This window comes from Nonomuraea sp. NPDC050404 (assembly GCF_040655495.1).
Classification (GTDB): Bacteria; Actinomycetota; Actinomycetes; order Streptosporangiales; family Streptosporangiaceae; genus Nonomuraea.
The window spans coordinates 23,238-43,767 of record NZ_JBFAKB010000031.1; the positions used below are offsets into that span (position 1 = coordinate 23,238).

The following is a 20,530-nucleotide window of genomic DNA, read 5'->3' on the forward strand; positions in this document are numbered from 1 at the left end:
CCTCGGAGTGCATCCTGTACGTCTTGTAGCGCGGGCTCTGGCCGACGCCGATGAGGGCGATCTCACGCCTGCGATGAGCGAACCACCTCGCCGCGGATGACCCGCGGTGCGAGATCGAGGCGATGGTCGCGGCGGTTCAGGAAGCGCAGCGGAACGAGCGGGGGGAGCATTTCCTGAGCCTGTTCCGCGAGGAGGATCCGGTGTGGACGACCGGTCATGGCAGGCGGCTGACGGGCTGGGACGCCATCCGCGACTTCAGGCCACCTCAGAGGCGCCCATCAGCCTGCCCAGCTCGCTGACGGCGGTCCGGAGTTGCCCGGTCAGCGCGTCGCCGTCGTCGTTGGACCAGCCGAGGGCGTACCCGGCTCTGGCCCAGTTCGCGGTCAGGGGCGGAAGGCGGGAGCCGGCCGCGGCGAGTTGCCGGACGATCTTGACCTCTGTCAGGCCGTCCAGCACCTCCACCGGGGCGACGTTCCGGCGGACGGTGCCGGAAGCCAGCAGGAACCGCACCTCCGCCCGCCGGGCGCGGGCCGGGCGGTCCGCCGCGAGCGGCCGGCCCAGCGCCAAATGCGCCTGGTCGAGATAGAGGTCGCGGCCGTGCGCCGCCGACACCAGTTCGGTGATGTAGTCGCCCGCCGGTCGCACTGTCGCCTCCAGCGGGACCGGGCGGCCGCCGTCAAGCTTCACCTCGATGTGCAGGATGGCCGACTCGACCTGCCAGGCGGCGATCAGGTCGCGGACGAGCGCGTCGAGGGCGGCGTCGGGGCGATCTGCCCGGTCCGTGGTGTGGGCGATTTCGAGGAAACCGGTCGGCCCGCCCGTCTGTTTGCGGGTCAGCGAGGAGAAGACCAGCTCGCCGTCCCGTACCACGGCCTCGACGCTCGCCTCCGGCCCGGTCAGGTACTCCTCGACGATGCCGGTGCGGCTCGGTGAGATCGCCCGGACGCGCGGCCATCGCTCCAGCGCCTCCTCGACACCGTGTACGGCGAACACGGCGGCGCTCGCCGAGGAGTCCGCCGGCTTCAGCACCGCGGCCTGGACACCGGCGGCGAAGAACCGGACGAGGTCGTCTGGCCCGCTGACGGCCGAGTGCCGGGGACCGGGGAGGCCGTGCCGCCGGCCGGCCTCTCGCTGGCGGACCTTGCTGCGGGCGATGCGCGCCGCGCCGACGCCCGGACCCGGCAGGCCCAGCTCCCGCGCCACCGTCGCGGCGGTGATCAGTGATCCCTCGGCCAGTGTGGTCACTCCGTCGTGGCCGGCCGCCATCGCGGCCAGCGACTGCACATCGGCCCGCTCGTCACGCACCTCGACCGGATGGAAACGATCCACGGCGTGCTCGAAGCCGCCGCCGCTGACCCCGTCGGCGAGGGTGATCGACAGACCGGCGCGCAGCCACGCGGAGAAGGCCCACTCGCGGCGCGGGTCCGCGCCGATGACGAACAATTTCACTGTCCCGCCCTCCCGTCTCTGTGATCCGTGCCTTCGGCGAACCGATCGAACCTCTCGCCGCTGCGGTCCTTGCCTTCGGCGATGCCTCTGCGGTCCGTACCTTCGGCGAACTGGTCGAGCCGCGCGACGGCGGTCTGCCAGAGCAGGAGGACCTCGGCCTCGTCGTAGCGTTCCGGCTGGTATCGCAGGGCCACGCGCAGGCTGCCGTCGGCGTGCTCCGAGCAGTACGCGAGCAGCGTCCCGTCCGGTCGGCCCAGGTGGACCGGTATCTCCTCGACCTCGGTCCCGGCGAAGGGAGCGGGGTCCACCGCGGCGCCCATCCGCAGCGGCTGGGCGTTGAACGACAGGAAGGGCAGCGCCATCGGGCGGGTGAACCGGTCGGGCAGGGCGTCCGCGACGACCAGCGGCCAGGGAACGCGCGCCAGGTCCAGCGCCGAGACGACCGCCTCACGAAATGACCGCACATGCTCGCCCGGATCGGCGCGCCTGCCCCTGTCGACCAGCACCGGGACGTAGTCGGCGAACCAGCCGACCGAGCCGTGCAGGTCCGGCCGGGGCCGACCGGCGACCGTCACCAGCGTCCCCGCCGGCCAATGTTCTCCCAGCTCGCCCAGCGCCGCGTCCAGAGCGGCCAGGACGAGTTGCAGCCGGGTCAGCCGGAACCGCCTGGCGGCCGGCCGCAGGCGTTCGTAGAGGTCCGCCCCGAGCTCCCGCATGATCCGCGGAACGTCCGCCCGGCCTGCGGGCTCGGGACGGGGCGGGACCAGCTGCCGCGCTATGCGGCGCTGGGCGAGCCCGGACGCGGTCTGCACGTAGTCGTTCTGGCGCTCGACCCAGCCGGCGTACGCGGCCGGCGCCTTGGGCAGTGGCTCGGTCGATACGCCGATCTCCAGGTTGTAGAGGCCATACAGGTCGCCGACGAGGATCCGCCGTGACCACGCGTCGGAGACGAGGTGGTCGATCACCAGCCCGAGCAGCATCTCCGCGGTGCCGGAGAGAGGGATGGCGACCAGCCGCGCCAGCGGGCCCCGCTCAATGTCGAACGGCCGCTCGGCCTCCCGCAGCAGCGCCTGCTGGGCGTCGGCGAGGGGCGGCAGCCGTACCAGCTCGACGGGGGTGACCGGGTCGAGCCGCCACAGCGGCTTGCCCGGGTCGAAGGAGGTGAGCAGGACCGGGTGCCGCCGTTGCAGGTGGAGCCAGGCGCGGTTCAGCGCGGCCAGGTCCAGCTCGCCACGCACGCGCAACGCGGAGATCGTGTGCTGCGGCCGGTAGAGCCCGGCCGCCGCGTCCTCGACCAGCCGGGCCAGGCGGCTGCGCTGGTTCCACGACGGTGTGATCGTGCCGTTCACCCCAGGCTCCGGCCGGCGAGGTAGCGGGAGATCTCCTCGACGGTGGGATGGTCGAAGACCAGGCCGTACGGGATCTCCGCGTCCAGGGCGTCCTCCAGCCGGGCGGCGATCTCCATCGCGGACATCGAGTCGATGCCGAGCTCGAAGAGATCCGCGGTGACGGGGAGCGATTCGACGCCCAGGACCCGTCGGCAGGTCTCGACGATCAACGCCTTCGGCCCGTCCCCAGGGCCGTCCCCGGCTTCGGCCGGGTGCGTCGGTCCGGCCGGTTGCACCAGTTCAGCCGGTTGCGCCGGTCCGGCGGGTTGCGCCGGTTCAGCGGGTTGTGCCGGTTCAGCGGGTTGTGCCGGGGCGGCCGGTTGTGCCGGGGCGGCCGGTTGCGCTGGGGCGGTCAGGGTTCCGGCCTGGTCGCGTAGGCTCGTGCGGTCGATCTTGCCATTGGGCAGCAGCGGCAGGTCCGTACGCGTGACGAACGCCTCCGGCACCGCCGCGGCCGGCAACTCCCCCACGATCGCCTCGCGTAGCACACGAGCCGACGGCACATCCGGCTCACCCACGACATAGGCGACCAGCCGCACCTCCCCCACGGCGGCGGCCGCGTCCACCACGGCCACCTCCCGGACGCCGCGAACGCCGCGCAACACCCGCTCGACCTCCGGCAGCCGCAGCCGGACCCCGCGCACCTTGACCTGATCGTCCAGCCGGCCGAGCAGCTGCAGCCGCCCCTGCTCGTCCCACCGCCCCAGGTCGCCGGTGCGATACACCCGCTCCCCCGTGGGAGCCGTCGCGAAGGTGCTGTCGGTGCCGAGATATCCCAGCGAGCGGTAACGCGTCGCCAGCACCACCTCGCCGACCTCCTCAGGCTCCCAGGAACCCGGGCGCAACACGCTGACCGTGCACCCGGGCAACGGCCGCCCGACTGGCAACGGCCCGGCAACCGGCTCGTCGGGCACCTCGAAGAAGCACTGGGCCAGGGTGGTCTCGCTCGGCCCGTACAGGTTGACCACCCGGCAGTCGGGGGCCACCCGGCTCCGCCAGTCGTTCACCAGCTCCGCGTGCAGCGGCTCGCCGGCGAAGAAGGCAGCCCGCAGAGTCGGCACCGCGAGGTCCACGGCGGGGGCCGCCAGCCATCGCCGGACCAGTGAGGGAACCGTGTGGACCAGCGTGATCCCGTACGCCCGCGCGAAGGAGAAGACCCGTCCGGCGTCCCGCGACCGCGACCCGGGCAGGCACAACGTGGCGCCGCTGATCAGCGGGGTGAAGATGTCGCGCAGCAGCACGTCGAAGGACCAGTTCGTCAGCTGCGCCATGCGGTCGCCCGGCCCGACCTCGAAGGTGTCGCGCTGCCAGCGGACGAAGTGGGCGAGCGAGTCGTGCGCGCCCAGCACCGCCTTCGGCCGTCCGGTGCTGCCGGAGGTGAAGCAGACATAGGCGGGCGAGCGGGCGTCGAGACCGGCGGGCCCGGCCAGCGGCTCCACCCGGTCCGGGAGGGTCATCGGCCGGGCGTGGCCGGGCTCGAAGACCTGCCGGCCGTCCTCGCCGGCGCGCACCAGCAGGCGCGCGACGCCGGTCATGGTGTCCCGCAGCCGCGGCGACAGCGCCGGATCGATCGGCAGGATCACGCAACCGGCGTAAAGCGTGCCGACCAGGGCGGCCACCGACGCCGGCGTCCCGCCGTCCTCGACGGCCACCACCTCGCCCGGCGCGACGCCCAGCGCACGCAGCAGTCCGGCGAATTCGCGCGCCCGCTCGACCAGCGCCCCGTACGAGAGCGTGCCGGTCGGTCCGGTGATGGCCGGCTCGTCAGGACGTTCGGCCGCGACCGTTTCGATCAGTTGTGGAAGAAATGTCATCGTCAGATCCGTCCGTCGGTGTCATCTGTACGGGCCCGCCGCGCCTGCAGCGTCAGCACGGCCCCCGCCACGGCCAGCCAGCCCAGCCCGACGACCGCCTCGGCGGCGGCGTGCCCCAGCCATGGCCCGCCCGCGAGCGCACCGCGGATGGCGAGCAGCCCGTTGGTCATCGGCAGTGCGTGCGCCGGTGCCTCCAGCGCGTCCGGCAGCCGTTCGAGCGGCGCGACCGAGCCGGTGAGCGCCAGCAGCAGGTAGCTGACGAGGTTCGTGATGAAGGAGTCGACGCGCTGGGTCATCGCGAACGCCGCGACGGCCATCCCCAGCGCGCTGGTGGACAACGCCACCAGCACCACCAGCCCGGTGGCCGCCCACATGCCCGTCATCAGCGCCGGCCGGTCGAAGAGCAGGCACGCGGCCGTGGCCGCCACCATGCCGCCCAGTACGCCCTCCGCGGTGAAGATCCACCATCGCGTGGCGGCCACCACCGGCAGCGGAATCCACGCCAGCCGCATCCGGTAGAGGGTGCCGAAGATCCGCTCTTCGACCAGGATGTCGGCGGCCTTGATCACCGTGGCGATCGTGACCACCTGCATGGCCCCGCCGACCAGCGCGAAGTCCCGCCCGGCCGGACCGGCCGCGATCAGGCCGACGTACGCGACGAACAGCGTCTGCAGGATCGCGCGGGGCAGCGAACTCGCCAGGACCACCCGCAACGGATAGACCGCACGGTATTCGCGCCACGAGAGAGCCGCGACCGTCCGCAAGGCGGCGACGGTGCGCCAACCGGCCGGGGTGCGCTGGCCTGCCGGGGTGCGGTGGTCGGCTGGGGTGCGGTGGGCGGCCGGGGTGCGGTGGGCGGCCGGGGTGCCCTCGGTGGTGGGATCAGGCCAGTTCAAGGGTGCCCTCCGCGCGAATCTTCCGCAGCACGAGTCGCAGGCCGACGACGGCGCTCACCGCGTAACCGGTGGTGGTCGCGGCCAGCGACAACCAGTCGCCGGGCTGTTGTGCCCGTCCCGCGGCGGCGTCGAGCAGCAGTTCGCCCGCCCACCTGAGGCTGACCAGGGTGGAAAGCTGTTGCGCCCAGCCCGGCAGCAGACTGGTCGGCACCAGCAGCCCGCCCAGGATGAACACCGGATAGATGAGCGTCTCGGCGATCCGCACCGCCGAGCGGGACAGCAGGAACACCGAGCACAGCAGCAGGCCGAGCGCGGTCGCGGAGATCAGGGTGGCCAGCGCGGTGATCGTGAAGACGGCCGGCGCGGCGATGCGTACCGGATGCCCGGCCATCGCCGCCACCACGCCGACGGTCAGCGCCGTCAGGACCGCCGAGCGCACCATCGAGCCGAGGCTCTTGCCGATCAGCACCACCGTCAGCCCGGCCGGGCGGCTCACGAGGCCTGCGAGGATGCCGCGCTGCCGCTCCTGCCGCAGCACCAGGCCGAACCTCCACACGATCGCGCCCCACAGCCCGAGCAGCCCGCAACCGACCGCAGTACGGGTGCCGACCGCGGCCGGTCCGGCGGCGAGCAGGGTGACCGCCATGAACACCGCCGGCTGCACCACCCCGGCCATCACGCCGGCCAGCCGGGTCTCGCTCTTGAGCTGAACGCGGGCACTGGCCAGCAAACCACGGGCGATCATCGGCCGCCGCCCTCGCCATTCCGGCCGCCCTCGCCATTCCGGCCGCCCTCGCCATTCCGGCCGCCCTCGCCGCTCCGGCCATCCTCGCCGAGCCCGGGCCGCCGCCCGGCGTCGGAGCCTTGGCCGCTGAGGTCACGGAAGACCTGTTCCAGGCCCACCGGCTCGACGCCCACATCGACGATCTCACCGTGGGGCCACTGGCGGGCCAGTTCGGTCAGCGTCGCCGGCGACCACCGGGCCACCTCATAACGAGCCGTCCACATGCCGGGCCCGGCGGGCCGCGCGTCCATCAGCCGCACACCTGGCCGCCCGGCCTCCCCGCCCGCCCGCACCGGCTCCGCCCCGCGCACGTTCACCGTCACCGCGGCGGCCGAACCCGCCTGGCGCAGCAGTTCCTTCAGCGGCAGGTCGTGAGTGAGCCGGCCGTCCTGCAAGATCACCACCCGGTCCGCCAGATCCTCGATGTCGCGCAGGTAATGGCTGGTCAACAGGATGCACGGCCGAGGATGAGCGGCCCCGGCGGCCAGTTCGCCGATCAGCCGGCGCAACCGGTCCGCCTCCACGGGGTCGAGCCCGACGGTGGGCTCGTCCAGCATCAGCAGTCTCGGGGCGGTCATGAGCCCGATGGCCAGGTGCAGGCGTTGCTTCATGCCCCGCGAGTACGTCTCGACCGGCCGGTCCGCCACCTTGTCCAGGGCGACCATGGCGATCGCCTCGGCCGCCCGCCGCTCCAGCCGCCGACGGTCCAGGCCGGACAGGGTGCCGAAGAAGCGTGCGTTGTCCCGGCCCGAGAGCCGCCCGTAGAGTCCCTGCTCCCCGCCGAACACCACGGACAACATGCGCCGTACCTGCCGGGTCCCGGTGACCACGTCCACCCCGCCCACCCGGACGGTGCCGGAGGTCGGCAGCAGCAGCGTGCTGATCACCTTGATCAGGGTCGTCTTCCCCGCGCCGTTGAGCCCCAGCAGGCCGACCACCTCACCCGCCTCAGCCGTGAAGGAGACCTGACGCAGCGCCTCGACGGTCCCCGACCCGGTCTTGAAGGTACGGGTGACCGCGTCCACCTCCAGCGCACTCGCTGTGGCGTTCACCAGGGCACATCCCAGTCCTGCGCGGGCAGCACCCGTTCGTCGTACCGCTCCCGCCACGCGCTCCGTTCCGCGACGCAATGCTCCGCCGTGTCGAGGGCGGAGCCGTCGCACGGCAGCGCCACCGTCCACAGCGGGTGGAGCCGCGCGCCCCGCTCGGCCTTCACCCGCGCCGACTCGATGCCCAGGTGCAATCGGCGCAGTCCGGTGCGTTCCATGTACTGAACAGGCAGGTAGTAGGACAGGTTGAAGTATTCGTAGGCGTTCAGCAGCCGGTCGTAGTCGAAGCCGATCATGCGGGCGTAGAGCGTGTCGCCGAACCGGTACTGCAACGCGCCGGCCACCAGCCGCCCCTCCCACCGCACGGTGAACGCCACGCTGTCGTCGTCGAGGTACTCGGCCTGCGGGGCCAGCACCCGCCGCATCGCCTCCGTGGTGGTGCGGTGCCCGTACTTCTGTTGCAGGTTGGCGACCAGCTCGGCCAGCGCCGGCCAGCACTCGCTCAAGGGCTGCTCCGCCACGTCGTAGCCGGCCTGCTCGAAGCGCCGCCGCTCCCGCATCGTGCCCTTGCGCCGCCGGCCGCCGAGGCCGGCCAGATACTCGTCCCACCCGTCGGCGACCAGGCACGCCTCGACCGTGTCGAACGCCACCGACGCCCCCTCGGCGTGCAGCCACCGGGCGACGCGGGTCGGCGCGTACATCCACACCAGGCCGCGGGCCTGCCGTTCGCCGGCCAGCCGGAGCCCGGCCTCCATCAGCGCCCGCAGCGTCGCCCGGCGCCGCGGCTCCTCGCCGGACAGCAGGATCCCGCTGTGGTGACCGCGGCGACCCCCCGCCACCAGCCAGCGGCCGCCTCCGGTGAGGGCCCGGCGGTGCCGTCCGGGCGCGTAGAAGCCGCTGCCCTCGACCCGGACGTCGTAGACGGGCAGCGCGCCGACCAGGACGCCGTCCTGGCGGGCCAGAACGCAGTACGTGCTCGCGAACGGATCGCCCTCCAGCGTCAGCAGCCATCTGTACGACAGGTAGAAGTCGTCGCCGTCCGCCAGCCGATCCCAGTCCGCCTGCCCCACCCCGTCCAGTCCCTCCGTCGTCGAAATGTCCAAGCCCACCCAGTCGCTCCCGGTCCTGATGCCTGATCCCGCTGCGGTCGTGGCCGGTGAAACGTGTCGCCGGCGGCCTTCCGAGTCTGGCCGCCGGTTTGTACGCCGCTCCAGGGCAACGAGCGGACATCGGCCGGACATTCGTGTTGCCGCCCGGATTTATCCGGCTCATGCCCGGCAAATGTCCGCTCGCTGCCCTGGTTCCGCCGGACGACGAACTGGAAACGTGGCTTTTCAACCTCCTCAGGACTCGATGAAAGAAAGAGGAAGCCCGCCGGCTCCTCATATCGGAGGAAGACCACAAGATTTCGCGCGTAAATGCGCGCGTGAAGCCACAGAGGTGAAAATGGATAAGCCCGCCGCGCAAATTGTCAATTTCGCGGAAGCGTCGTGGCCTGCGCCGCATTCATCGGCGAATCGGCAACGTCGCGCATGAACGGAGCCGTACCCGAGAAAAAGCCCGTATCCGGTCCGCGCCTGCTCGCGCTGATGGAGACCGACCCGATTCTGCGTCTGCACTGCGCCGTGGAGCGCGACGGCCTGCCCTATCCCGACCACCCGGTCCATGGAAAGGCCACCCGCGCCGTGGACCCGGACGACGTCCAGGCGGGCGCCGGCGCCTTGCCCGCCTCACTGGCCCGGGTGTTCAGGATCGGCATCGACAGGTACGGCGTCGGCATCGGCATCGCGGGCCCCCGCTTCGAGGTGACGCCAGGAGGGTCGGCGACGGGCCGGGTGGTGCTGCCGGACACGACCGTCGAAGAGCTGGACGAGCACGCGGCACGTCGCGGCCTGGCGAAGCTGACCCGTACGATCACGCTGCTCGGGCGCGGCGCCGGCCTGCCGGCGGAGGCCGTTCAGCGCACCCTCGCGGCGGAGTTGCGCTTCCTGTCCCCCCGCGCGGCGGCGCTGCTCGGCGCCTCGGGGCGGGGCCCCGCCCACGCGGTGGACGACGGCCAGCACGCCGTGCTGAACGAGGTGCTGCGCCGGGTCGCCGAGCGTGCGCGCCGGAGAAGGAACGATCCCGCGATCAGGCCGCCGGCCGTGATGCTCGACATCGACATGTGCGCGCTCGATCCACGCGCCCGGGTCGTCCATGCCCTGACAACCGTCGGCGTCGATCCGCACCAGCTCGCGGCCCTGCCCTCCTATCACCGGCCGGCCTGGGATCGGTGGATCCGGCAGGCCGGCGTGCGGATCGGCCACGAGGACTTCTGCCGCGCCCTCTTCCGGCCGTGGGAGAACCTGCGCTGGGACACTCCGGTGCCGGGCCTGGCCCGCTTCGTGTGGCAGGTGTACGACGCCGGCGGCCGCGTGGTCTTCAACACGGGACGACGTGAGCGGGTCCGCACGCACACCGAGCACGCGCTGGCCGGCGCCGGCATCACGGGGGCCCGCATCGCCTTCCAGCCCGACGACCGCTCCCGGCCCGTTCACGAGCTGAAGGCCGACGGCCTGCGGAGCTTCGCCGACCTGGACATCGTCGCGGTGTTCGACGACATCTGCGAGAACCGGCAGGCGATGGCCAAGGTGCTCCCCGACGCCCTGTACGTCGCGGTGGCACTGCCCGGCTACGTGCACGAGCGGCCCTATGACGGTGCCGAGGTCGTCCGGTCCTTCGAGACCGTTCCGCACTGCGCCCGCACCGCGCCGGCCACCCGCCTTCCCGCGTTGTCACACGCGAACTCGCTGGCCGAACTGTCGCTGGCCGAGATGTCGGAGGGAGCGCTCGCGCTGGAGCACGCCGTACGGCTCAGCGAGGGCGAATCCGCGGAGATCATCGACACGCTGCTCGAAAACGCCGACCGTGCCGCGATCCGGACGGCCGCGCGGGCTCCCAGGAGCGGCGACCTCGTGGCCGACATCTACCATCTGCTCATGCGCCCGCAGTTCCGCAAGGGTGCACGGGCGAACTATTCCCCGGCCATGGCGAGGCGGGAGATCCAGCCCCGGGTGGCCGACGGCGTCCCCATTCCCGTCATCACCAGAGGCTTCCCGATCAAATTCCCGTACAACAAGCTCAAGGCGCTGGGCAGCCGGCCCGACCTGTCCGAACTCGCCGCCCTGATCCGGCTGCGCGAGTTGCACCGTACGGTGCGGGAGATCTATCCGCCGGGGCTGGCGATCACGGTGCTCGGCGACGGCAACCACTTCCGGCCGCACCCGCGCCCTCTGCTGCTCGCCTACCGGGAGAAACTACTCGCTTACCACGCCATGGTCGGCGGGACGGACGTTCTCACGATCGCCGACCTGAACGAGGTCGCGGAACAACGCATGGGAGTGCACGCCGTGCAACGGCACGCCGTGCTCGTCCCGCAGCGACTGGCGGAGATCACTGACGCCCTCGCCGGCTTGCCCATCCTTTCCGCCCCCGCCTCCGCGCTGGAGCGGGCCACCCTCCTGACGGCCCGCATGACCTGCGGCGATGACGGAATGGCGATCCCGCGCTTCGAGAACCTGTTCCGATCGCTGATGTACACCGTCTCCACGACACGGGACCATGACGCCGCCTCGGCCAGGCAGATCTACGCCGATCTGTTCAACCTGGCCGACCCGGCGCTCGCCGGCGAACGGCGCGCGGTGCTGTCCCAAGCCTGGCAGGACACCATCCGCTACATGGCGGTCCTGTGGGTCGATCGCGATCTGGGATTCGACGCGGCGATGTTCTCCCACCAAATCCGCCTGACCCCGAACCCACGCAGCGGCTGCCTCGGCTTCACCTACCTCGGCGGCTCGTCCGTGCTTCCCTGGCACGGCACGGCGGCCCTGGACGCCTCAGGCCAGGTGTCGACCGACTTCGCCGTCTCGCTGCTCGACCAGGGTTTCGTCCCGGCGTACTCACCCCTGCTCGGCCCGGCCCAGCCATGGACGATGGTCCCGGTCACCGCCACCGCAGGTGGACGCCTGCGCCCCGGCTTCCGTGCTGCGGTACGGCTCAGACGCCGCTGAGCCGGCCAAGGCCCTGGCGCATCCCTCGCGAGCGCTCATTCCCGGCCCGCCGTTTACCGGGTTGGGGCGGGGTAGGCGGCCGGGTATGACTGTCACGAGATTTCAGGATCTGCCCCTCGCCGACCGTGACCGCGAATGGGACGGCGATGCCGCCGAGAAGCGGGTGCGCAAATGGGCCGACGCCGAGGACGAGCCGGACGCCGCCTACCGTGACGCGCACATCTGGTACGACGGCGAAAAGCCCGACAATTTCACCAGCTACAAGCTGCTGATCGCCGATGTCATCGATGGCGGGCTCACGGCCGTGCCACGCGGCATCATGGCCGCCGGCACCATCATGCAGGGCGCCCGTGGCGGCATCGACCTGCCCAAGGACGAGATCGGCAGGGTCAAGGGCCACCTCGCCCGCTACTACGAGAAGATGGGCGACACTCCTCCCTGGGAGCGCTGATCGGTGGGACAGGGTTTACGCCCCTGCGGGTTCCGGTGCGCCTTCTCCCAGCGGGCGCAGGTGCCATTCGCCCCCACCGAGCAGTACGAGCTCACGGGCGTGGTGCTGCGTGACGGTCGAGCGGTGGCTGACACTGACGACGATGGTGCCGGGCAACTGCTCGCGCACCAGCCGGTAGAGGATGAACTCCAGGCCCTCGTCCAGCGCCGAGGTCGACTCGTCGAGGAAGACCACCCGGGGTTTCGTCAGCAGGATCCGGGCGAACGCGATGCGCTGCTGCTCTCCGGGGGAGAGCACCTTGGCCCAGTCCTGCACCTCGTCGAGCCGGTCCGCGAGGTGTGGCAGCGCCACCTCCCGCAGGGTGGCGCGCAGGCTCTCGTCATCGATGGCGCCCGCCGCGCCGGGATAGCTGATGACGGCGCGCAGGTCGCCCAGCGGCACATAGGGGAGCTGCGACAGGAAGAGCGTCTCGTTGGGCCCGCACGGCCGGGTCAGCGTGCCGGTGGTGAACGGCCACAACTCGGCGAGGCTGCGCAGCAGCGTGGTCTTGCCGCTGCCCGAGGGCCCGGTGACGACCAGGGTCTCCCCCGCTTCCAGTCGCAGGTCGAGTGGTTTGATCAACTGCCGTCCGCCTGGCGTGCGGACCTCGACGGCCGTGAGCCGGATCGTCCCGTCGGCGGAGGGCAGCGTCAGCACCTCCGGCAGCGCCCTGGCCTGCTCGTTGGCGACGACCAGGCCGTGCAGCCGGATGATCGCCGCCCGGTATCCGGCGAAGGCGTCGTAGGCGTTGCGGAAGAACGACAGGCCGTTCTGGATCTCGTTGAACGCCGACGCCGACTGATTGAGATCACCGAGGCGGATCTCGCCGGCGAACAACCGCGGCGCCTGCAGGAGATAGGGCAGCGGCACGATGCTCTGGCTGATCACGTAGTTCCAGGCGTTGAAGCCGATGGTCCTGCCCAGGTACCGCTTGTAGTTGGCGACGACGGGGGCGAACAGGCGCCGCAGCCCTGAGCGTTCAGCGAGTTCGCCGCGGTAGAACGCGACCGACTCCGACGCGTCGCGCAGGCGTACCAGGGCGTACCGGAAGGCGGCGTTGAACTTCTCGTTGGCGAAGGCCAGCCAGATGATCGGCTTGCCGATCCAGAACGCGATGACGGAGGCGATGAGGACGTAGACCAGCCCGATCCAGAACATCGCCCTGGGGATCTGCATCCCGAAGACGGACAGCGTGCCCGACAGGTTCCACAAGATCGCGGTGAACGACACGATGGAGGTGACCGCGGAGATCGCGCCGAACAGCAGCGTCCTGGACGTCCCTCCGTTGCTCGGCAGGTTGGGCAGGGGCCCGTACCCGGCGGTGACCAGGTCGACGTCGGACTGGATGCGCTGGTCGGGGTTGTCGATGGTGTCGTCGATGAACCGCGCCCGGTAGTAGGCCCTGCCGTCGAGCCAGTCTCCGGTCAGCCTGTCGGTGAGCCAGGCGCGCCAGGCCAGCACGAACCGCTGCAGGAGGAACAGATCCAGCAGCAGCCGGCCGATGTGGATGGCCGCCAGGATGCAGAAGACCAGCAGGGACATCCAGAAGCCGGCTTCGCCGGAGTTCCTGACCGGGGTGTCCCCGACGGCGATGCCCTGGACCGCGACCTGGAGGCTGGACAGCATGTCGTTGGCCTGGTAGCTGAACAGCACGTCCAGCCGGACGCCGGCGACGACCGACAGGAGGAGTGCGCCGAGCCTGAGCCAGACCCTGACGCTTCCGGGGCCGGTGAAGTAGGCGCCGGTGATGCGCCAGAACTGCCTGCCCCACGTCGTGAACAGGCCGATCGGCACGAGCACCAGCAGGCTGCACACCGCTGCGATCACCCAGGCTTTGGCGATCCATGCCAGCGATGTCCAGACCTCAGAGCCCCAGTCGAGCGCCGGGGTGAACAACTGCACTCCGGAAACGTACACGCACGGAGCGTGACGGGTGTTCAACTCGCGAAAAAGACCGGCGCTCCGGATCCGGGACCGCCAAGGGCGGAAACTTTTCCCTCACGTTCGACGTAGTCGCCCGCCGGGCCAATACCGCGAGATGTTTACGGCAGGCAGCTTTTCCGGAAAAGAGCAACTCTTGTTCCCTAATTCCCGCTAAGTCATGATTCGTGAAAGGCAAGTCAGGCACCAGGGGGAACAGGAAGGGCAACATGGGGATCAGCAAGCGTGTGCCGGGAGCGCTGACCGCGCTCCTCTTACTCACGGGTGGGCTGCTGGCGCCGGTTCCGGCGCAGGCGGCGTCCATCGGCGCCGTCCACACCACCGCCGCGTTCGATGACGACCCCGAGGAAGGCGCTCCCGAGGACGGGCTCGAAGACGGGCTCGCCCTGGACGCCGAGTCCTACGCCAAGGACTTCGGGGTGACGGCCGAGGAGGCACGGACCAGGCTCACGGCACAGAGTGAGTACGGCCGTCTGGTGGAGGAGATCGAAGCCGCCCACCCCGACATCTTCGCCGGATCGACCGTCGATCACGGGGGCGACTTCGGCCTGCGCGTACGCTTCACCGGCGACCAGGTGCCCGAGAAGGCCGCGGAACTCGTCAAGGGCGCGCCGGCGGTCACCCTTGAGGCGGGGGCGCGGTACAGCCTCATCGAAGCCGAGAAGATCATCGACTCGACGGGGACCAACCTCGACACTCATGGCGCGGTCGAAGGCGTCTTCTATGACTCGACCAACGAGAAGTTCGTGCTGGACATGGTCGGCGCGGCCACCGGCGACCGCTCGGCCGAGGCGGTGACGGCCTCGCTGCGCGCGACGCTGCCCGCCTCCCTGCCGGCCGAGATCCGCTCGGCCGAAATCCGGCTCACGCCGCAGTCCGCCGCCGACGGCCAGCGTGGCGGTTTGCCGATGACCTCCTGCACCAGCGGGTTCTCCGTCAGGAACGCCTCGGGCGTCAAAGGCATCCTCACCGCCGGACATTGCGGAAACTCACAGAGCTACCACTACTTCGGTTCCAGCACCTGGCTGGCCACCACCTTCCGGAGCCAGGCTCGTAACGCCACCAGCGATGTGCAATGGCACACCCGTCCCAGCAACCTCTCCTACCCGCGCTTCCATGCCAGCAGCACCTCCGCCACCCGCACGCTCACGGGACGCGTGGTGCGAAGCGGCCAGAACGGCGACTACGTCTGCCACCGGGGTAAGACCACCGGCTACAGTTGCGGCACCGTCAGCACCATCTCCTACCGCCCGACCTGGAGCAATGCCTGCAACGGCGTCACCTGCTCGGCCACCTGGATCCGCGTGTCCGGTTCCGGCCTGAAATGCTATCCGGGTGACAGCGGAGGCCCCTGGTTCAACGCCTACAAGGCGTACGGCATCTACAAGGGCCAATCATCCACCGGAACCGGGACCGCCGGCTGCAACTGGGCCGTCTACATGGCGATCAACTACATTTCCAACATCAACGTCTCCCTGCTGTACGGGTAGCCGAGGCGACGCGTAACGGCCCTCGGGAAACGTCCGGCCGGGAAGATCAGTGCGTCCGATGGCGAGACGCCCGACCGACCGGAGCACTCATGTATTCGATCAGGGCCGCAGCCGGCCTCCTCATCCTGCCCCTCGTACTCATCGCCTGTACGACCGGCGGGGAGCCCACGGCCGCGGCCCCTTTCGCCACCTACGACCGCTCCCGGCCCGGAGTGGGCGATGCCGCCCTGATGACCGCGACGCTGGTCATGGACCGGGGCTGCCTCTACGCCGACGGCGACGGGCAACGGTGGCTGCCGGTGTTCCCGGCGGCGGCCACCGAGTGGGACGCGGCGGCGCGGACTCTGACCGTGGACGGGCGAACCGTGGCGCTCGGCAGGAGCACGGAACTCGGCGGGGGAACCGCACGGGCGGAGATCATCACCTCGGCCCCGCAGGGCTGCGACCGCTCCCGGATCTGGCTGGTGGTCAGCGTCGGCACCTGACGGGCGCCCCTTTGCTTAGATGGACTTCTAATGTCCGACGGCAGCGCCGAACTGACCGGGTGACGAAAGCCGGAGGGCATGCGCCTCAAAGGGTTTCGTCGGGCAGCGCGTAGCGGTAGCCGACGCCGCGTACGGTGTGGATGATGACGGGGTGTTTCTCGTCGTCGCCGATGCGGCGGCGCAGGCGTTTGATGTGCACCGCGATGGTGTTGTTGGGCGGCGAGGCGCTGCTGTGCCACACCTGCCGGCTGATCTCCTGCCGGGTGACGGCGCGCCCGGCGTTGCGCATGAGGAAGGCGAGCAGTTCGAACTCGCGCAGCGGCACGTGCACCGGCTCGCCGCACACCCGGACCACGTGGGCGTTCTGGTCGAGTTCGACCTCGCCGACCCGCAGCCGCGCCTCCGCGCCGGGGATGACCTGGATGAGAGGCAGCAGTTCCTGGATCCGGTACGGCCGGGCCACGCAGGCGCTCGCGCCCGCCTGAAGCGCCTTGATGGCGATGTCCGCGTCGCCGGCCCGCGCGCCGAAGATGATCCGCAGGTCCATGCTCCGGCGCAGCGTGGTGATGAGGGTGACGGCGTCGATGCCGGGCAGGTCCGCACCCAGGAGCAGGATGTCGGGCTGCTCGGCACCGATGCGCAGCAACGCCTCCACGCCGTCGGCGCAGTGCACGACGTGGACACCGTACTGCGACAGGTCGCCCAGTTCGGTGTCCGGGTCGGCGACCAGCAGGACGGGGCCGTTCCTGGTGGTCGCCTCGCCGGTTCGCTGGACGGGCGTCGGTACGGCGGCGGCTGTCGCACGGCGCATGTGTGCTCGGCTCTCCTTCTGCTCAGCCGAAGCGTCCGGTGATGTAGCCCTCGGTGCGCTTGTCGGCGGGGTTGCTGAAGATCCGCGCGGTGTTGTCGAACTCGACCAGGCGGCCGTGGCGTACCCCCTTCTCGTCCACCTCGGCGGTGAAGAACGCGGTGCGCTCGGAGACGCGGGCGGCCTGCTGCATGTTGTGGGTGACGATGACGATGGTGTAGTCCCTGGACAGGACCTGCATGAGGTCCTCGATCTTGGTGGTGGCGATCGGGTCGAGGGCGGAGCAGGGCTCGTCCATGAGGATGACGTCCGGCTTGACGGCGATCGCGCGGGCGATGCACAGGCGCTGCTGCTGGCCGCCGGACAGCGCCAGGGCGTTCTGCTTGAGTTTGTCCTTGACCTCCTCCCACAGCGCGGCCCGTTGCAGGGCCTCCTCGACGATCTCGTCCAGACCTCTGCGCTGGCCGTTGACGCGCGGGCCGTAGGCGATGTTGTCGTAGATCGACTTGGGGAACGGGTTCGGCTTCTGGAAGACCATGCCGATGCGGCGCCGCACCTCGATGGGGTCGACGTTCTCGCCGTACAGGTCCTCGGTGTAGTACGTGATCTTGCCGGCGATGTGGGCGTCCAGGATCAGGTCGTTCATCCGGTTGAGGCAGCGCAGCACCGTGCTCTTGCCGCAGCCGGACGGGCCGATCAGCGCGGTGATCTCACGGGGGGCGATGCGCATGTTGACGCCGCGCACCGCCTCGTAGTCGCCGTAGAAGACCGACAGGTCCTTGAGCGTGAAGACGGGGTCCAGCACGTCGGCCGTTTCCTTGGCCATCTCGCCACCGGCCCTCACTGTGATTTCGGAACTCATGAAGATCTCTCACCATCGCTTCTGTGAACGATTGCGTACGTAGATGGCGATCGAGTTCATCGCGATGATCACGATCAGGAGCAGGACGATGGCCGCCGAGGACAGATCGTGGAACTCGGTACGGGACTGGCTGATCCAGCCGTAGATCTGGATCGGCAGCACGGTGTAGCCGCTGAGCAGGCCGTCGGGGACATAGGCCACGTACGTCAGGCCGCCGAGCAGCAGCAGCGGCGCCGCCTCCCCCGCCGCCCTGGACAGGGCCAGGATCGAGCCGGTGGCCATGCCCGGGATCGCCGCCGGCAGCACCTGGCGCCAGATCGTCTGCCACTTGGTGGCGCCCAGGCCGTAGGAGGCGTTGCGGATCTCCCCCGGCACGGCGCGGATCGCCTCGCGGGAGGCGATGATCACGATCGGCAGGACGAGCAGCGACAACGTGATGGACGCGGTCAGCACCGTGGTGCCGAAGCCGAAGCCGCGGGCGATGATGCCCAGGCCGAGGATGCCGTACACGATGGACGGAATGGCGGCCAGATTGGCGATGTTCAGCTCGATCAGCCGGTTGTACCAGCGGCGGTGGTCGGCGTACTCCTCCAGGTAGATGGCGCCGAGGATGCCCACCGGCAGGCAGAACACGGCGGTCATGCCGATCACCCACAGGCTGCCGAACAACGCGGACTGCGCGCCCGCCCGCTCCGGCCGGCGGATGGACGGGAAGTTCTCCCACAACCGGGGGTCGAGCCGCGACCAGCCCTTGTAGACGACGTAGACGAGCAGGGTCACCAGGAACGCCACGGCGACGGCCAGGCAGAGCCGCAGCAGCAGCTTGAACACGATGTCGCCCCACGGCACGCGCTGGCGGCCGAGCAGCACCTTGCGCTGTCCCGGCAGGGTGGGCGCGGTCATTCGTACACCTCCCTGAACCGGCGGACCAGGCGGGCGCTGATGAAGTTCATCGCGAACGTGATGAGGAACAGCAGGGCGCCGACCGCGAAGATGGTCTTGTAGTCCAGCGAGGCGGTCGGCAGGTCACCGGAGCCGGCCTGGGCGATGAAGCCGGTCATCGTCTGCATGGCGTCCAGCGGGTTGAACGACAGCGCGGGCTTGTTGCCCGACGCGATCGCCACGATCATCGTCTCGCCGATGGCGCGGGAGATGGCCAGGACGAACGAGGCCACCACCCCGGACAGCGCGGCCGGGAGCACCACGCGCAGGGCCACCAGCCGGGTGGAGGAGCCGAGTGCGTAGGCGCCGTCGCGCAGGCCGCTCGGCACCGCCGACATGGCGTCCTCCGACAACGACGCCACCGTCGGGACGATCATCACGCCCATGACCAGGCCGGCGGAGATCGCGTTGAAGATGTCCGGTTGCAGGCCGGGGGGCAGATAGGTCTGCAGCGCGGGGGTGACGAAGCGGAGTGCGAAGAAGCCGTACACCACGGTCGGGACCCCGGCGAGGACCTCCAGGACCGGCTTGAAGATCCTGCGGGTGCGGGCGTGGGCGTACTCGCTGAGGTACAGTGCCGCGCCCAGGCCCAGCGGAATGGCCACCACGATGGCGATGACCGTGATCAGGAACGTGGCGGTGACCAGCGGCAGCACCCCGTAGGTGGGCGGTTCGAACAGCGGCGCCCACTGGGTGCCGGTGAAGAACTCGCCGAAGCTCACCGCTCCGAAGAACTCCACCGTGGGCGGCACCAGCGACACCACGATGCCGGCCGTCGTGGCGACCGACACCAGCGCGGCGGCCACCAGCACGGCCTGGACCGCGCGTTCCCCGTAGCGCGAACGCGCCCTCCCCAGCAGCCCCTTCGGGCCGGGCGGGGAGGACGCGGTATCGGTCGTGCTCATCCGCCGGCCTGAGCCTTCAGCTTGTCCAGGGCGGTCTTGAGCTCGGTCTCCTGCTGCGCGTTGAGCGGGATGAACTTGGCGTCCTCGGCGATCTGCTTGTGGTTGGCCACGTAGTACTCGACGAAGGCCAGCACCTCGGGCCGCTTCAGCGACTCGGCCTTGGGGTAGATGAACAGCGGTCGCGACAGCGGCTGGTACGTGCCGTCCTGCGCCGCCTGCACGCTCGGGCCGACGCACCCGTCGCCGCCGTCCACCTGCACGGCCTTCAGCTTGTCGGCGTTCTCCTCGAAGTAGGAGAAGCCGAAGTAGCCCAGCCCGCCCTTGGAGCCCGCCACGCCCTGGACGGTGACGTTGTCGTCCTCGCTGGGGCTGTAGTCGGTCCGGCTCTTGCCCTCCTCGCCGTTGATGACGTCGGTGAAGTAGTCGAAGGTGCCGGAGTCGGTGCCCGCGCCGAAGAGCTTGAGCGGCTCGTTCGGGAACTTGGCGTCGATCTGGTTCCAGTTGCTCACCTTCGAGCCGGGCTCCCACATCTTCTTGAGCTGATCCACGGTCAGGCAGGTGGCCCAGGTGTTCTCCTTGTGCACCACGACGGTCAGCGCGTCATTGGCGACCGAGAACTCCTCATAGGCGATGTTCTTGGCCTGGCAGGCCGTCTTCTCCTCGTCCTTGATCGGGCGGGAGGCATTGGAAATGTCGGTCTCGCCGTTGCAGAACTTCTCAAAACCGCCGCCCGTACCGGAGGTGCCGACCGTGACCCGCACCTTGGCCTGCTGTTCGGCGAACAACTCGGCCGCCGCTGTGGACAAGGGCGCCACCGTGCTCGAGCCGTCGACCTTCACATCACCGGAGAGCTCTTGCGCCGCCTGGGTCCCGCCGGTCCCGCCGGTCGCCTGGGCTCCGGTGGCGTCGCCCGGATTCTGGTTATTGCCACCGCAGGCCACCAGCGCGACAGCGCATACCGCCACCGCAAGGAAGGCACGCGCCATCCGCACTCGATCGTTCACGATCTTTCCCTCTTCCTCGGTCCAGGCCCGCCCCCGACCAGGCGCCGTCACTCATGCATAGAAGACCGCCTATATGAACAACCGGCGAACACTGACTGATCGGGCGATAAATTCATAGATGGCCATCGATGCATTGCGGCCTGCCGGAAATCGCTCACACATAGCCACCGATCG

At 70.2% G+C, this 20,530-nt stretch carries 17 protein-coding genes; 4 read left to right on the top strand and 13 right to left on the bottom strand.

The annotated features are described in order from the left end of the window. Positions 1-255: 255 nt before the first annotated feature. From AB0I81_RS51865 to AB0I81_RS51895, 7 genes are read right to left on the bottom strand one after another with little or no spacing between them, the layout of a single operon-like run. On the bottom strand, positions 256-1,449 hold the full coding sequence (locus tag AB0I81_RS51865) for an ATP-grasp domain-containing protein (protein WP_360675071.1): 1,194 nt from the start codon (positions 1,447-1,449) through the stop codon (positions 256-258). Continuing rightward, the gene (locus AB0I81_RS51870) at positions 1,446-2,798 is read right to left on the bottom strand and encodes a condensation domain-containing protein (RefSeq protein ID WP_360675074.1); all 1,353 of its coding nucleotides are present in this window, start codon (positions 2,796-2,798) and stop codon (positions 1,446-1,448) included. The genes AB0I81_RS51865 and AB0I81_RS51870 overlap by 4 nt, the downstream gene beginning before the upstream one ends. Beyond that, on the bottom strand, positions 2,795-4,651 hold the full coding sequence (locus tag AB0I81_RS51875; protein ID WP_360675077.1) for a non-ribosomal peptide synthetase: 1,857 nt from the start codon (positions 4,649-4,651) through the stop codon (positions 2,795-2,797). Before AB0I81_RS51875 ends, AB0I81_RS51870 begins: the two co-directional genes overlap by 4 nt. 2 nt (positions 4,652-4,653) lie before the next feature. Further along, entirely contained in the window at positions 4,654-5,547 is an 894-nt protein-coding gene (locus AB0I81_RS51880) for an ABC transporter permease (protein WP_360675080.1), read from the bottom strand. Beyond that, on the bottom strand, positions 5,534-6,292 hold the full coding sequence (locus AB0I81_RS51885) for an ABC transporter permease (protein ID WP_360675083.1): 759 nt from the start codon (positions 6,290-6,292) through the stop codon (positions 5,534-5,536). The genes AB0I81_RS51880 and AB0I81_RS51885 overlap by 14 nt, the downstream gene beginning before the upstream one ends. Further along, positions 6,289-7,383 (bottom strand): ABC transporter ATP-binding protein, encoded by a 1,095-nt coding sequence (locus AB0I81_RS51890; RefSeq protein WP_360675086.1) that lies wholly within the window; start codon positions 7,381-7,383, stop codon positions 6,289-6,291. The genes AB0I81_RS51885 and AB0I81_RS51890 overlap by 4 nt, the downstream gene beginning before the upstream one ends. Further along, positions 7,380-8,489 (bottom strand): GNAT family N-acetyltransferase, encoded by a 1,110-nt coding sequence (locus AB0I81_RS51895; RefSeq protein ID WP_360675088.1) that lies wholly within the window; start codon positions 8,487-8,489, stop codon positions 7,380-7,382. The genes AB0I81_RS51890 and AB0I81_RS51895 overlap by 4 nt, the downstream gene beginning before the upstream one ends. A gap of 480 nt (positions 8,490-8,969) precedes the next feature. On the opposite strand from AB0I81_RS51895, the gene AB0I81_RS51900 reads away from it, so the two are divergent. Together AB0I81_RS51900 and AB0I81_RS51905 are read left to right on the top strand one after the other, a co-directional pair. Continuing rightward, positions 8,970-11,429 (top strand): L-tyrosine/L-tryptophan isonitrile synthase family protein, encoded by a 2,460-nt coding sequence (locus AB0I81_RS51900; RefSeq protein WP_360675091.1) that lies wholly within the window; start codon positions 8,970-8,972, stop codon positions 11,427-11,429. A gap of 85 nt (positions 11,430-11,514) precedes the next feature. Beyond that, on the top strand, positions 11,515-11,880 hold the full coding sequence (locus AB0I81_RS51905) for a hypothetical protein (protein ID WP_360675094.1): 366 nt from the start codon (positions 11,515-11,517) through the stop codon (positions 11,878-11,880). Positions 11,881-11,895: 15 nt separating this feature from the next. Here the strand turns inward: AB0I81_RS51905 and AB0I81_RS51910 are convergent, their stop codons facing one another. Continuing rightward, positions 11,896-13,836 (bottom strand): ABC transporter ATP-binding protein/permease, encoded by a 1,941-nt coding sequence (locus AB0I81_RS51910; RefSeq protein ID WP_360675097.1) that lies wholly within the window; start codon positions 13,834-13,836, stop codon positions 11,896-11,898. A 233-nt stretch (positions 13,837-14,069) separates the two neighbouring features. On the opposite strand from AB0I81_RS51910, the gene AB0I81_RS51915 reads away from it, so the two are divergent. Together AB0I81_RS51915 and AB0I81_RS51920 are read left to right on the top strand one after the other, a co-directional pair. Continuing rightward, complete coding sequence (locus AB0I81_RS51915) at positions 14,070-15,350, top strand: S1 family peptidase (RefSeq protein ID WP_360675100.1); 1,281 nt, start codon at positions 14,070-14,072, stop codon at positions 15,348-15,350. Positions 15,351-15,439: 89 nt separating this feature from the next. Further along, positions 15,440-15,835: a hypothetical protein gene (locus tag AB0I81_RS51920; RefSeq protein WP_360675102.1), complete on the top strand. Its 396-nt coding sequence runs from the start codon at positions 15,440-15,442 to the stop codon at positions 15,833-15,835. An 85-nt stretch (positions 15,836-15,920) separates the two neighbouring features. On the opposite strand, the gene AB0I81_RS51925 is transcribed toward AB0I81_RS51920, so the two are convergent. Genes AB0I81_RS51925 through AB0I81_RS51945 form a run of 5 tightly spaced genes read right to left on the bottom strand, consistent with a single transcriptional unit; the run spans position 15,921 to position 20,356 of the window. Continuing rightward, positions 15,921-16,646 carry a response regulator transcription factor gene (locus AB0I81_RS51925; protein WP_360675105.1) on the bottom strand — a complete coding sequence of 242 codons (726 nt, stop codon included), beginning with the start codon at positions 16,644-16,646 and terminating at the stop codon, positions 15,921-15,923. Positions 16,647-16,668: 22 nt separating this feature from the next. Then, positions 16,669-17,469, bottom strand: a complete 801-nt coding sequence (pstB, locus tag AB0I81_RS51930; RefSeq protein ID WP_360675380.1) for a phosphate ABC transporter ATP-binding protein PstB — start codon at positions 17,467-17,469, stop codon at positions 16,669-16,671. A 45-nt stretch (positions 17,470-17,514) separates the two neighbouring features. Next, the gene (gene pstA, locus AB0I81_RS51935) at positions 17,515-18,408 is read right to left on the bottom strand and encodes a phosphate ABC transporter permease PstA (RefSeq protein WP_360675108.1); all 894 of its coding nucleotides are present in this window, start codon (positions 18,406-18,408) and stop codon (positions 17,515-17,517) included. Continuing rightward, positions 18,405-19,352, bottom strand: coding sequence for a phosphate ABC transporter permease subunit PstC (gene pstC, locus AB0I81_RS51940; RefSeq protein WP_360675110.1), 948 nt, complete (start codon positions 19,350-19,352; stop codon positions 18,405-18,407). Before pstC ends, pstA begins: the two co-directional genes overlap by 4 nt. Beyond that, entirely contained in the window at positions 19,349-20,356 is a 1,008-nt protein-coding gene (locus AB0I81_RS51945) for a PstS family phosphate ABC transporter substrate-binding protein (protein ID WP_360675113.1), read from the bottom strand. Before AB0I81_RS51945 ends, pstC begins: the two co-directional genes overlap by 4 nt. Between the last annotated feature and the right edge of the window lie 174 nt (positions 20,357-20,530).

Excerpts from the sequence above, each read along its gene's own strand:
- pstC (WP_360675110.1), bottom strand. The coding sequence starts at position 19,352 with ATGAGCACGACCGATACCGCGTCCTCCCCGCCCGGCCCGAAGGGGCTG.
- pstA (WP_360675108.1), bottom strand. The coding sequence starts at position 18,408 with ATGACCGCGCCCACCCTGCCGGGACAGCGCAAGGTGCTGCTCGGCCGC.
- AB0I81_RS51875 (WP_360675077.1), bottom strand. The coding sequence starts at position 4,651 with ATGACATTTCTTCCACAACTGATCGAAACGGTCGCGGCCGAACGTCCT.
- AB0I81_RS51885 (WP_360675083.1), bottom strand. The coding sequence starts at position 6,292 with ATGATCGCCCGTGGTTTGCTGGCCAGTGCCCGCGTTCAGCTCAAGAGC.
- pstB (WP_360675380.1), bottom strand. The coding sequence starts at position 17,469 with ATGGCCAAGGAAACGGCCGACGTGCTGGACCCCGTCTTCACGCTCAAG.
- AB0I81_RS51905 (WP_360675094.1), top strand. The coding sequence starts at position 11,515 with ATGACTGTCACGAGATTTCAGGATCTGCCCCTCGCCGACCGTGACCGC.
- AB0I81_RS51920 (WP_360675102.1), top strand. The coding sequence starts at position 15,440 with ATGTATTCGATCAGGGCCGCAGCCGGCCTCCTCATCCTGCCCCTCGTA.
- AB0I81_RS51915 (WP_360675100.1), top strand. The coding sequence starts at position 14,070 with ATGGGGATCAGCAAGCGTGTGCCGGGAGCGCTGACCGCGCTCCTCTTA.
- AB0I81_RS51900 (WP_360675091.1), top strand. The coding sequence starts at position 8,970 with ATGGAGACCGACCCGATTCTGCGTCTGCACTGCGCCGTGGAGCGCGAC.
- AB0I81_RS51925 (WP_360675105.1), bottom strand. The coding sequence starts at position 16,646 with ATGCGCCGTGCGACAGCCGCCGCCGTACCGACGCCCGTCCAGCGAACC.